The sequence below is a fragment of the Streptomyces sp. NPDC015242 genome (assembly GCF_043079125.1).
GTDB lineage: Bacteria > Actinomycetota > Actinomycetes > Streptomycetales > Streptomycetaceae > Streptomyces.
In genome coordinates this window covers 1,129,399-1,141,544 of record NZ_JBIBUF010000002.1, presented here as the reverse complement: position 1 = coordinate 1,141,544, position 12,146 = coordinate 1,129,399, and the positions used below count along the sequence as shown (strand labels likewise).

Annotated in this window: 12 protein-coding genes; all 12 read left to right on the top strand. The window is 72.1% G+C overall.

All coding sequences use genetic code 11. From position 1 onward, the window contains the following. Positions 1 to 157 precede the first annotated feature (157 nt). The 12 genes from ACF07N_RS10710 to ACF07N_RS10655 all read left to right on the top strand — a co-directional run bounded on the left by ACF07N_RS10710 (position 158) and on the right by ACF07N_RS10655 (position 12,077). Positions 158 to 565, top strand: coding sequence for an NADH-quinone oxidoreductase subunit A (locus tag ACF07N_RS10710; RefSeq protein ID WP_010041427.1), 408 nt, complete (start codon positions 158 to 160; stop codon positions 563 to 565). After that, a complete protein-coding gene (locus ACF07N_RS10705) occupies positions 556 to 1,233 on the top strand; it encodes an NADH-quinone oxidoreductase subunit B (RefSeq protein ID WP_392110688.1) in 678 nt (225 codons plus the stop codon). Before ACF07N_RS10710 ends, ACF07N_RS10705 begins: the two co-directional genes overlap by 10 nt. Continuing rightward, entirely contained in the window at positions 1,230 to 2,705 is a 1,476-nt protein-coding gene (locus tag ACF07N_RS10700) for an NADH-quinone oxidoreductase subunit C (protein WP_392110686.1), read from the top strand. The genes ACF07N_RS10705 and ACF07N_RS10700 overlap by 4 nt, the downstream gene beginning before the upstream one ends. After that, on the top strand, positions 2,702 to 3,670 hold the full coding sequence (locus ACF07N_RS10695) for an NADH-quinone oxidoreductase subunit H (RefSeq protein WP_392110684.1): 969 nt from the start codon (positions 2,702 to 2,704) through the stop codon (positions 3,668 to 3,670). Before ACF07N_RS10700 ends, ACF07N_RS10695 begins: the two co-directional genes overlap by 4 nt. A 2-nt stretch (positions 3,671 to 3,672) precedes the next feature. Further along, positions 3,673 to 4,383 carry a NuoI/complex I 23 kDa subunit family protein gene (locus ACF07N_RS10690; RefSeq protein WP_392110682.1) on the top strand — a complete coding sequence of 237 codons (711 nt, stop codon included), beginning with the start codon at positions 3,673 to 3,675 and terminating at the stop codon, positions 4,381 to 4,383. Next, positions 4,380 to 5,039: an NADH-quinone oxidoreductase subunit J gene (locus ACF07N_RS10685; RefSeq protein WP_392110680.1), complete on the top strand. Its 660-nt coding sequence runs from the start codon at positions 4,380 to 4,382 to the stop codon at positions 5,037 to 5,039. The genes ACF07N_RS10690 and ACF07N_RS10685 overlap by 4 nt, the downstream gene beginning before the upstream one ends. Beyond that, entirely contained in the window at positions 5,039 to 5,446 is a 408-nt protein-coding gene (gene nuoK / locus ACF07N_RS10680) for an NADH-quinone oxidoreductase subunit NuoK (protein WP_383336886.1), read from the top strand. The genes ACF07N_RS10685 and nuoK overlap by 1 nt, the downstream gene beginning before the upstream one ends. After that, entirely contained in the window at positions 5,443 to 7,437 is a 1,995-nt protein-coding gene (locus ACF07N_RS10675; RefSeq protein WP_392110676.1) for an NADH-quinone oxidoreductase subunit L, read from the top strand. The genes nuoK and ACF07N_RS10675 overlap by 4 nt, the downstream gene beginning before the upstream one ends. 6 nt (positions 7,438 to 7,443) lie before the next feature. Beyond that, complete coding sequence (locus ACF07N_RS10670; protein WP_383336890.1) at positions 7,444 to 9,018, top strand: NADH-quinone oxidoreductase subunit M; 1,575 nt, start codon at positions 7,444 to 7,446, stop codon at positions 9,016 to 9,018. After that, positions 9,015 to 10,541 carry an NADH-quinone oxidoreductase subunit N gene (locus tag ACF07N_RS10665; protein ID WP_392110673.1) on the top strand — a complete coding sequence of 509 codons (1,527 nt, stop codon included), beginning with the start codon at positions 9,015 to 9,017 and terminating at the stop codon, positions 10,539 to 10,541. The genes ACF07N_RS10670 and ACF07N_RS10665 overlap by 4 nt, the downstream gene beginning before the upstream one ends. A 283-nt stretch (positions 10,542 to 10,824) precedes the next feature. Continuing rightward, complete coding sequence (htpX, locus tag ACF07N_RS10660; protein WP_383334232.1) at positions 10,825 to 11,688, top strand: zinc metalloprotease HtpX; 864 nt, start codon at positions 10,825 to 10,827, stop codon at positions 11,686 to 11,688. Continuing rightward, a complete protein-coding gene (locus ACF07N_RS10655; protein ID WP_383334230.1) occupies positions 11,685 to 12,077 on the top strand; it encodes a YccF domain-containing protein in 393 nt (130 codons plus the stop codon). Before htpX ends, ACF07N_RS10655 begins: the two co-directional genes overlap by 4 nt. The last annotated feature ends 69 nt before the right edge of the window (positions 12,078 to 12,146 follow it).

The following is a 12,146-nucleotide window of genomic DNA, read 5'->3' as shown; positions in this document are numbered from 1 at the left end:
TTACCCTGCCTTTATCAGGGCCTAGACTCCCGTGCGTACAGATCGTCGAACAGCGGCGTCCGTCTCCCGGCAGGGCCGGGACGCCTTCCCGGCCGACCGGGACGCCGCGGTCTCGGCGCAGGATTCCAGTCCGAGTTTCAGGGAGCGAGGGACGGACGTGCCGGAACCGACCGTCGTCACCACGACCGTCGTCGCGGCGGACTACTTCCAGTCCTACTCGGTCGTCGGACTGCTCGCCGTCGTCGGCGTGCTGTTCGTCGCCGTCGCCTTCGGGGCCGGCCGCCTGCTGCGGCCCGTGGTGCCCACACCGGAGAAACTGCTGACGTACGAGTGCGGCGTCGACCCGGTCGGCGAGGGCTGGGCCCACACCCAGGTCCGCTACTACGTCTACGCGTTCCTCTACGTGATCTTCGCCGTCGACTCGATCTTCCTGTTCCCCTGGGCCACCGTCTTCGCCGCCCCCGGTTACGGCGCGACGACCCTGGTGGAGATGTTCATCTTCCTCGGCTTCCTCGCCGTGGGCCTGCTCTACGCCTACAAGAAGGGCGTCCTGGCATGGACGTGACCCCCGAGCCCGTGTCGCTGCCCGAGCCGAAGCGGCTCGGCACCCTCGCGCGCCTCGCGCCCGAGCCCATGAAGGTGATCCTCAACTGGGGCCGCCGCTACTCGCTCTGGGTCTTCAACTTCGGACTCGCCTGCTGCGCGATCGAGTTCATCGCCGCGTCGATGGCCCGGCACGACTTCATCCGCCTCGGCGTCATCCCCTTCGCGCCGGGCCCCCGCCAGGCCGATTTGATGGTCGTCTCCGGCACGGTCACCGACAAGATGGCCCCGGCCGTCAAGCGCCTCTACGAGCAGATGCCCGAGCCGAAGTACGTCATCTCCTTCGGCGCGTGCAGCAACTGCGGCGGCCCCTACTGGGACTCCTACTCCGTCACCAAGGGCGTCGACCAGATCATCCCCGTCGACGTCTACGTCCCCGGCTGCCCGCCCCGGCCCGAGGCGCTGCTCCAGGGCATTCTCAAGCTCCAGGAGAAGATCGCCCGCGAGTCGCTGGGGGAGCGGTACGGAACCGGTGGGGACCGTCCCTCGGCGCGTCCCTCGACGGCGGCGCTGCAGAGCGGCCTGGTACGCCCGCCTGCGCCTGCGCCTGCGCCTGCTCCGGAGGCCGGTTCGGGGTCCGGGTCCGGTTCGACGTCCGGGTCCGGTTCGACGCCCGGGGAGGGTCGATGACCACGGTCGGCTGGCTCCCCGCCGACGCGGAGGAACTCTTCGGCCCGGACGCCACCGCCGAGGAGTCCTACGAGGTCCTGACGGTGGACGTACCGCCGGCTGCCTGGATCGCCGCCCTGGAGACCGCCCGCGACCGCCTCGGCTGCACCTACTTCGACTGGCTGAGCGCCGTCGACGAACCGGGCACGGGCTTCCGCGTCGCGGCCCACGTCGCCGCGTTGTCCCCCGTCCGCCGTCTCCTGCTGCGTACGACGGTCCCGCACGAGGCCGCCGTCCTGCCGTCCGCGGTCGGCGTCTACGCGGGGGCCGCCTGGCACGAACGCGAGACGCACGAGATGTTCGGCGTCACCTTCGAGGGCCACCCGGCGCTGGACCACCTGCTGCTGCCCGACACCTTCGAGGGCCACCCCCTGCGCAAGGACTTCGTCCTGGCCGCCCGCGTCGCCAAGGCCTGGCCCGGCGCGAAGGAACCCGGCGAGTCGGAACACGGCGGCCCCAAGCGCCGCCAGATGCTCCCGCCCGGCGTCCCCGACCCGAACGAATGGGGCCCCCTGAAGGGCCAGCTCCCCCCGGCCCCCGCCCGCCCGGCCCGCGGCACGGCCCGCACGGCAGGCGAACGCCCGTCCCGCGGCACAGCGCCCCGCGCGGCGGGCGAACGCCCGGTGCGGCGCACGCGCTCGGCATCGGAGGGCTCGGCGAGCCAGGCGGCGGGCCACGCGGCGGGCCAGGCGGCGGGTACGGCCGCGGGAGAGACGGACGCGCCGACTCCGGCCGGTCCGCGCCGTACGCGCTCGGCGGCGCAGGGCTCGGCGAGCCAGACCGCGGCTTCTGACACGGCGGCTGTTCCGGGTTCTGAGGCTGTTCAGGGCCCTGAGGCTGTTCCGGGTGCTGGGGCTGTTCCAGGTACTGGGGCGGCTTCGGGTTCTGGGGCGGCCTCGAGTTCCAGCGCCGCTGCGGGCTCCGGGGCGGCTGTGGATTCCGGGGCGGCTGCGGGTTCCAGTGCCGCTTCGGGTTCCGAGGGGGCTTCCGGTTCCCGGGCCGCTTCGGGTTCCGATGCTGCCGCGAGTGCTCGGGCCGGAGGCGCTGAGCCGCAGCGCAGGCAGCCGGGCGGCACGCCCTCCGGGCCTCGCCGGTCGCGCAGCGCGTCGGAGGGCAGCGCCAGCCAGCGGGCCGCCTCCGACCGCGGCGGCACCGAGCCGGGCCGGCCCTCACGTACGCCGCGCAGCACGGACGCCCCGTGGCACCACGCCCGCCCCGCCTACGACGAACCGGCGCCGCAGCCGTCCCCGGAGGCCGCGCCCCTGCCGGACCCGGACCCCGAGCCCCCGCGCCCCGAACACCCGCACCCCGAACACCCCACGGAACCCGACGCCCCCGCGCACCCACCCGCGGAACCCGACGCCCCCGCGCACCCCGCGGAGCAACCGGCTGACCCCGACGACCCGACAGATCCCACAGGAGGCCCGCGGTGAACGACGTGCTCGACGTCCTCCTGCGACTCCTCGTCGTCTTCGTCGTCTTCCTCACCTTCCCCCTGATCATCGGCCAGACCGAGCACAAGGTCATGGCCCACATGCAGGGCCGCCTGGGCCCCATGTACGCCGGTGGCTTCCACGGCTGGGCGCAGCTGATCGCCGACGGCGTGAAGTTCGCGCAGAAGGAGGACGTCGTTCCCGCGGGCGCCGACCGCCGGATCTTCCAACTGGCCCCCGCCGTCGCCCTCCTGCCCTACCTCCTCGTCCTGCTCGCCATCCCGGTCGGCCCCGACGAGGGAGCCGTCGGGCAGGTCGTCGACGCCGGCGTCTTCTTCGTCCTGGCCGTCATGGGCGTCGGCGTCCTCGGCTCGCTGATGGCCGGCTGGGCGTCCGCGAACAAGTTCTCCCTCCTCGGCGGCCTGCGCACCGCCGCCCAGCTCCTCGCCTACGAACTCCCGATGCTGCTGACGGCCGCCTCGGTGGCCATGGCGGCCGGCACGGTCTCGCTCCCCGGCATCCTCGACGCCTTCGAGTGGTGGTGGCTGCCCTGGCAGATCGTCGGCGCGATCGTCTTCTTCGTCGCCGGGCTCGCCGAACTCCAGCGCCCGCCCTTCGACATGCCCGTCGCCGACTCGGAGATCATCTTCGGCGCTTACACCGAGTACACCGGCCTGCGCTTCGCGCTGTTCCTGCTCGCCGAGTACGCCGGGATCGTCGTCCTGTGCGGCCTGACCACCGTCCTCTTCCTGGGCGGCTGGCACGGCCCCTGGGGCGCCGACGGCCTCGGCTGGGTCTGGACCCTGCTGAAGACGGCCGTCCTCGCCTTCCTCGTGATCTGGCTGCGCGTCACCTACCCGCGCCTGCGCGAGGACCAGCTCCAGAAGCTGTCCTGGACGCTCCTCGTCCCCCTCTCCCTCGCCCAGATCGCCCTCACCGGCATCGTCAAGGTGGTGATCCAGTAACCATGGCCCCGATCCCAGGAAGTGGCCTGGCCAAGGGCCTGGCCGTCACCCTCCGCACGATGACGAAGAAGTCCGTCACCGCGCAGTACCCGGACGTCCAGCCCGAGCTCTCGCCCCGCAGCCGCGGTGTCATCGGCCTGTTCGAGGAGAACTGCACGGTCTGTATGCTGTGCGCCCGCGAGTGCCCGGACTGGTGCATCTACATCGACTCCCACAAGGAGACGGTCCCGCCTGCGACCCCCGGTGGCCGTGAACGCAGCCGCAACGTCCTCGACCGCTTCGCCATCGACTTCTCCCTGTGCATGTACTGCGGTATCTGCATCGAGGTCTGCCCCTTCGACGCCCTGTTCTGGTCCCCGGAGTTCGAGTACGCCGAGACCGACATCCGCGACCTCACCCACGAGCGCGACAAGCTCCGGGAGTGGATGTGGACCGTCCCGGCCCCGCCGGCCCTCGACCCCGGCGCGGAGGAGCCGAAGGAACTCGCCGCCGCCCGCAAGGCCGCCGAGAAGCTGGCCGCCCAGCAGCCCCCGCCGGCCACCGAACCCCACGCCGACGAGCAGGCCCGCGCCGCCGAGCAGCCCACCCGCGCCCAGGGCGACTCCAAGCAGCAGATCGACCAGCCGCAGCCGGACCAGCCGCAGCCGGACGGGCCGCAGCCGGACGGGCCGCAGCCGGGCGGGCCTAAGCCGGGGCAGGAGGGCCAGGAATGAGCCTCGCCTCGACCGCCGGCCTTCTCGCGACGGGCCAGGCGACCGGAACCGTCGCGCAGACCCACGGCTTCCTCTCCCCGACCGGCGTCGAGATCGCCTTCCTCCTCGTCGCCCTGGTCACCTTCGGCGCCGCGATCATCACCGTCACCACCCGGCAACTGGTGCACGCCGCCCTCTGGCTCGTCGTCGCCCTGGGCGGCCTGGCCGTCGAATACCTTCTGCTCACCGCCGAGTTCATCGCCTGGGTGCAGGTCCTCATCTACGTCGGTTCCGTCGTCGTCCTCCTCCTGTTCGGCCTGATGCTCACCAGGGCCCCCATCGGCCGCTCCCCGGACGCCGACTCCGGCAACCGCTGGGCCGCCCTCACGGTGGCCGTCGCCGCGGCCGCCGCCCTGGTGTGGGTCGTCGTCGACGCCTTCCGCACCACCTGGATCGACCTCGACGGCCCCGCCGCCGGCTCCACCGAGGCCACCGGCGCGAGTCTCTTCCAGCACTGGGTCCTCCCCTTCGAGGCCCTCTCCGTCCTCCTGCTCGCCGCCCTGGTCGGCGCGATCGTCCTCTCCCGCAAGGCGAAGGCCGGCACCGCCACTGCCACCGAGGGCACCCCGGCCGCCCGCAGCGACAAGGCCCGGGACGAGAAGGAAGGGACCCGCTGATGCACCTCGCCTATCCCGCCGTGCTCTCCGCGCTCCTCTTCTGCACGGGCCTGTACGGCGTCCTCGCCCGCCGCAACGCGATCCTGGTCCTGATGTCGGTCGAGCTGATGCTCAACGCCGTCAACCTCAACCTGGTCGCCTTCGACGTCTGGCTCAGCCGGACCGCCGAGGAGACGCTGCACTCCGGCCAGGCCCTGACCCTGTTCACCATCGCCATCGCCGCCGCCGAGATCGGCATCGGCCTCGCGATCGTCCTCGCCGTGTACCGCAACCGCGGCACCTCGGACATCGACAAGCTCCGCGACACCGCCGAACGGCACGACCCCGACGGCCCCGACGACCCCGACGGCGACGCCCGCCCGGCCGGGCGGTCCGGCGAGGCCCAGAAGGCTGAGGCCACCGCGTGACCACGACCACCCTCGCCGTCCTCGTCCCCCTCCTTCCGTTCCTCGGCGCCGTCGCCGGTCTCCTCCTGGGCCGCACGGCCCCCGGCTTCGTCCGCCCGCTCGCCGTCCTGCCGACACTCGCCGCCCTGGTGCTCGCTGCGCTGGTCGCCGTGCGCCAGGGCGGTGACGCGGCCGTCGACGCCGCCACGGAGCTCACCCCGACCGGCTCGGTCCCGATCGAACTCGCCCTGCACATCGACGGCTTCGCCGCCCTCGTCGCCGTCCTGGTCGGCCTGGTCGCCTCCTGCGTGCAGATCTACTCGACGGGCTACCTGCGCGACGACCCGCGCTACCCCTCCTACGCCGCGCTCGTCTCCCTGTTCACCTCCGCGATGCTCCTGGTCGTCTACTCCGGCGACCTGATGGTGCTGCTGGTCGGCTGGGAAGTCATGGGCATCTGCTCCTACTTCCTGGTCGGCCACTACTGGGAGACCCCCGAGGCCCGCGCCGCCTCCCTCAAGGCCTTCCTGGTCACCAAGCTCGGCGACGTCCCCTTCCTGATCGGCCTGTTCGCCCTGGCCACCGACGCCGGCTCGTTCCGCGTCACCCGGATCCTCGCCACCGTCGCGAGCGGCGGGCTCGACCACCCGACCCCCATCGCCCTGCTGCTCCTCGCCGGCGTGGCGGGCAAGTCGGCGCAGTTCCCGCTGCACACCTGGCTCCCCGACGCGATGGCGGGCCCCACCCCCGTCTCCGCGCTGATCCACGCCGCGACGATGGTCGCCGCCGGTGTCTACTTCGTCGCCCGTCTCCTCCCGGTCTTCGAGGCCTCACAGGCCGCGATGGTCGTCCTCGCCGTCATGGCCGCCGTCACCATGGCGGGCTCGGCCCTCGCCGCGCTCGCCCAGGACGACATCAAGCGTGTCCTCGCCTACTCGACGATCGGCCAGCTCGGCTACATGTCCGGCGCCCTCGCCGTCGGCGACCGCGGGGCCGCCGTCTTCCACCTCCTGTCCCACGGCGCCTTCAAGGCCCTGCTGTTCCTCGCGGCCGGCGTGATCATCCACGCCGCCGGCACCAACTCCCTCGCCGCGATGTCCCGCATGCGGAACCTGCGCGACCGGATCCCCGACGCCTACTGGACGATGACCGTGGCGCTCCTCGCGCTCGCCGCGATCCCGCCGTTCAGCGGCTTCTTCTCCAAGGAGGCCGTCCTCGGCGTCGCCGAGCACGTCGTCACCGGGCACACCGAGCACGCCCCCGCCGCCGCGGGCTGGATCGTCCTCGTCGCCGGACTGCTGACGGCCGTCCTCACCGCCGCCTACGCGACGCGCCTGTGGCTGCTGGCCTTCCGTGGCCGCGGCGCCGAGGCCTCGGACCACGGCAGGCAGCCGCTGACGATGACCGTGGTGCTGTGGGTACTGGCGATTCCCTCCCTGGCCCTCGGCGGATTCGCGTTCCGCGTGCTGCCCGACTGGTTCGACGGCCGTGACCTCGCCCCGACCCTGACCACCTCCGTGCTCGGCACGGGCCTGGCCCTGGCCGGCGGCATCGTCACCTACGCCGCCTGGCGCCACACCACCGCCCTCGCGGCCCGCGTCCCGCTCGGTGCCGTCGCGGCCCACCCCGAGGGCGACGCCGCCAAGGTCGAGGCGGAGGCCATCGCCACGCACGAGTCGGCCTACGGCGACATCGCCCACGCGCCCGACCCCGCCGACCCCGGACGGCTCCTGCTGGGCCCCCTGCACCGGCCCGCGGCCGCGGGCTTCCACCTGGACGCCGTGTACACGGCCCTCTTCGTCCGCCCGGTCCAGGCCGGGGCGAGCCTCGTACGGTTCCTCGACCGCGAGGTCGTCGAGACCTACGTACGCGGTGCGGGTGCGCTGCCCCGCTGGCTCGGCACCGCCGTACGGCGGTCCCAGACCGGCAACGTCCAGACCTACGTGAGCGCGCTGCTCGCCGGCACCGTCGTCCTCGCGGTCGCCGTCGTCCTCGTCGCCACGGGAGCGTGAGCAGGCGTGATCGATATCAACGAGTCCGTGATGCAGTTCCTTCTGGCGTTCGTCGTCGTCGGCCCGCTCCTCGGCGCCGCCGCGGCTCTCCTGCCGGCCCCGCCCGGGCTGAAGGGAAAATCGCCCGAGCAGGCCGTGCTGCGGCACGGGGTCACCGTCACCGGCGCCGTCCTCATCGCGGCGATCGTCCTCGCGCTCGGCTTCGACCACGACCAGCCGTCGAAGATGCAGGCCAGCACCGACATCAGCTGGATCCCCGCACTCGACGTGCGCATCCACCTCGGCATCGACGGCATCTCCCTCCCCCTTCTGGTCCTGACCGCGCTGCTGACCTTCCTCTGCGCGCTCTACTCGTACTTCAAGATGCCCGCGGGTCCGACCCCGAAGGCCTTCGTCGCCCTGCTGCTCGTCCTCGAGTCCGGCACCCTGGCGACCTTCGCCGTCCTCGACCTGCTGCTGTTCTTCCTCGCCTTCGAGATGGTCCTCATCCCGATGTACTTCCTCATCGCCCGCTGGGGCGGCGAGGGCCGGAGCCGGGCCGCGTGGCGGTTCATCCTCTACACGCTGCTCGGATCCGTGGTCATGCTGCTCGGCCTGCTCCTGATCGGGATCAAGGCGGGCACGTTCGACATGATGGCACTGGCCACTGACAACGGCCGGTCGCTGACCACATCGGTGCAGGTCATCGCCGTACTGGCGATCGGCCTCGGGCTGGCGGTCAAGACGCCGATGTGGCCGCTGCACAGCTGGCTGCCGGACGCCCACACCGCCGCCCCGACCGTCGGCTCCGTCCTGCTGGCCGGCGTCCTGCTGAAGATGGGTACGTACGGATTCGTCCGGATCCTGCTCCCCGTCGCACCGGACGGCTTCCGCACCTTCGCCCCCTGCCTCGCCGCCCTGGCCGTCGTCGGCATCATCTACGGATCCCTCGCCTGCCTGGCCCTCGCCAGACAGGGCGCGAAGGGCGATCTGAAGCGCCTCATCGCCTACTCCTCCGTCGGTCACATGGGCTTCGTCCTGCTCGGCATCGCCACGATGACCCCGACCGGCGTGAACGGCGCCCTGTTCGCCAACATCGCCCACGGCCTGATCACCGGCCTGCTCTTCTTCCTGGTCGGCGCCCTGAAGGACCGCACCGGCACCACCGACCTCGACACCCTCGCCCAGGAGACCGGCGCCGCCCTGTACGGCAAGGCCCCGCGCCTCGGCGGCCTGCTCGCCTTCGCGGCGGTCGCCTCGCTCGGCCTGCCGGGCCTGGCCGGCTTCTGGGGCGAGATGCTGGCCTTGTTCGGCGCGTTCCAGCCGGCCGAGGGCCTCAGCCGCCCGGCCTTCCTCACCTTCATGGCGATCGGCGCGTTCGGGACGCTGCTCACGGCCGCGTACCTGCTGATCGTGGTCCGCCGCGTCTGCATGGGCGCCCTGCCCCAGGACGCCCCGAGCCTCACCGACGTCCGCGGTTACGAGTTCGCGGCCTGGACCCCGCTCGTCGTCCTCACCGTCGTCGCGGGCCTGTGGCCCAAGGCCCTCCTCGGCCTGAGCGACCCGGCCGTCCAGCAGCTCCTCGCAGGAGGCACCCGATGAGCTCCCCGGCCCAGCCCCTGGCCGCCTCGCTCGTCCAGTCCGTCGACTGGCTCGCCGTCGCGCCGCCCACCATCGCCGCGGTCGTCGCACTCGTCGTCCTGGTGGCCGACCTGTTCGTCGCCGAGCACCGCAAGGAGATCCTCGGCTGGACGTCGGTGGCCGGACTGGCCGCGGCCACGCTGATGCTGCTGCCCCTCCTGGACGGCGACCGCAGCACCTTCTGCCTGACCGGTGACGCCGCCGTGTGCAGCTACACCGCCGACCGCTTCACCCTGGTCATCCAGTTCCTGGTGCTGGCCGGCGCCCTCCTGACGGCGCTGCTGTCCGTCACCGCGCTGAAGGACGCCCGCAAGGCGCTGCCCGAGGGGGAGTACTGGTTCCTGCTGCTGTCCTCCGCGGCCGGCGCCGCCCTCCTGCCCGCCTCCCGCGACCTCGCCACGCTGATCGTGGCCCTGGAGGTCGCGTCCCTGCCCGCCTTCGCGCTGGTCGGCCTGAGGTTCGGCGACCGCAGATCCTCGGAAGCGGCCCTGAAGTTCTTCCTGTCCTCGGTCACCGCTACCGCGGTCAGCCTGATGGGCATCAGCTTCCTGTACGCCTCCACCGGCACCCTCCACCTGGCCCGGATCGCCGACCGCGTGCAGGACGTCGACGGGCAGCTCCAGACGCTCACGCACACCGGCGTGGTCCTCACCCTCGTCGGCTTCGCCTTCAAGACCGCCGCCGTGCCCTTCCACTTCTGGGTGCCGGACACCTACGTGGGCGCGCCCCTGCCGATCGCCGCCTACCTGTCGGTCATCGGCAAGGCGGTCGGCTTCAGCGGCCTGATCCTCGTCACGGTCGTGGCCCTGCCCTCCTACGCCGACGTCTGGGGCCCGGCCCTGGCCGTCCTGGCCGCGCTCACCATGACCGTCGGCAACGTCGGGGCCCTGCGCCAGCAGACCACGCGCGCGTACAGCGCGGTACGCCTGCTCGCCTGGTCCTCCGTCGGCCAGGCCGGCTACCTGCTGGTGCCGATCGCGGCCGCCGCGTACTCCGGGGACGCCGAGAAGTCGATCGGCTCCACCGTCGCCTACGCGCTGATGTACGGCGCCGTGAACCTCGGCGCCTTCGCCGTGGCCGCGCTCGTCGGCCGCGCGAAGTCCCTCAACCGCCTCGCCGACTACCGCGGCCTGTACGCGTCGAGCCCGCTGTCCGCGCTGCTCCTGGCGTTCTTCCTGCTCTGCCTCGCCGGACTGCCGCCGGGCGTCATCGGCCTCTTCGCCAAGGTCACCGTCTTCTCGGCGGCCGTAGACGCCGGTCTCGGCTGGCTGGCCGTGATCATGGCGGTGAACGTCGTGATCGCGCTGTTCTACTACCTCCAGTGGACGGCCCTGCTCTTCCGTGCCGCCCCCGAGGGAGAGGCCGCCGAGCACCGGGTTCCCGCCCCCCTCACCGCCGCCATCGCCCTGACCGGTGTCCTCGGCATCGCCCTGTCCGGAGCGCCCCAGCTGGTCCTGCGCTTCACCGACACCGGCCTGTTCTGAGCCCGGGCCGGGCGCCGTCGCCCGCCCGGTGCCGGGCCCTCGGGGCACACCGGAACGCTTTCGCCACGCGCGCGTGGGGCACTCGGCCCTCCACGCGTGCGTGGCGCGTCCCGCGGCCGTCACCCGTACGGTCCACGGCGGGCCCCGCGCGCACAAGGGAACTAGTGCCTCCCGCCTGGCGTTGACCAGTACGGGAGGGTCCACTGGACGTGACACCACGGCACCGGTGGCACCGCAGAAAGCAAGCAAGGGTTCCCCTGCCGCACCACTTGGAGGGCGTACCGTGCACCGCCGGCACAACGGGCTCAGGACAGCAGTCCTCCTCGGAGGACTGTCCGCACTCATCATCGTCATCGGCAGCTTCTTCGGCCGCATGGGGCTCGTGATCGCCGTCCTGGTAGCGCTGGGCACCAACGCGTACGCGTACTGGAACAGCGACAAGCTGGCCCTCCGCGCCATGCGGGCCCGCCCGGTGAGCGAGTTCGAGGCGCCGGCGCTCTACCGCATGGTCCGTGAGCTCTCCACCCAGGCCCGCCAGCCCATGCCGCGCCTGTACATCTCCCCGACGGAGGCGCCCAACGCCTTCGCCACCGGCCGCAACCCGCGCAACGCCGCGGTGTGCTGCACCGAAGGCATCCTGCGCCTGCTGGACGAGCGCGAGCTGCGCGGCGTCATCGGCCACGAGCTGAGCCATGTCTACAACCGCGACATCCTCATCTCGTCGGTCGCCGGCGCCCTCGCCTCGGTGATCATGTTCCTGGTCAACTTCGCCTGGCTGATCCCGATCGGCCGCTCCGACGACGATGACGGCCCCGGCCTGCTCGGCATGCTGCTGATCATGATCCTGGGCCCGCTCGCCGCCTCCCTCATCCAACTGGCCATCAGCCGCTCCCGGGAGTACGAGGCGGACGCCTCCGGCTCCCAGCTCACCGGCGATCCGCTCGCCCTGGCCAGTGCGCTGCGCAAGCTCGAACACGGCACGAAGCAGCTCCCGCTGCCGCCCGAGCCGCGCATCGAGACCGCCAGCCACATGATGATCGCGAACCCGTTCCGCCCCGGCCAGGGCCTGTCGAAGATGTTCTCCACACACCCGCCGATGGCGGAACGCATCGCCCGGCTCGAGAAGATGGCAGGTGGTAATCAGTGAAGACCATCCTGAACGTCATATGGCTCGTCTTCAGCGGCTTCTGGCTGTTCCTCGCCTACATGCTGGCGGGCCTGCTCCTGTGCGTCACCATCATCGGCATCCCGTTCGGTGTCGCGGCCTTCCGCATCGGCGTCTACGCGCTGTGGCCCTTCGGGTACACGACGGTCGAACGCCGTGACGCGGGCGCGCCGTCCTGCGTCGGCAACGTGCTGTGGCTGATCCTCGCGGGCTGGTGGCTCGCCCTCGGCCACATCGCCACCGGCATCGCCCTGTGCGTCACGATCATCGGCATCCCGCTGGGCATCGCCAACTTCAAGCTCATCCCGGTCTCGCTGCTCCCGCTGGGCCGCGACATCGTGCGGACGGACGAGCCGTTCGCGGTGCGCTGACTACTCCGGTCGCCAACCCCGGTTCGGGGCAGGCCGGTACGGGCCTCCGACCGGTCCGTTCTCCACAGG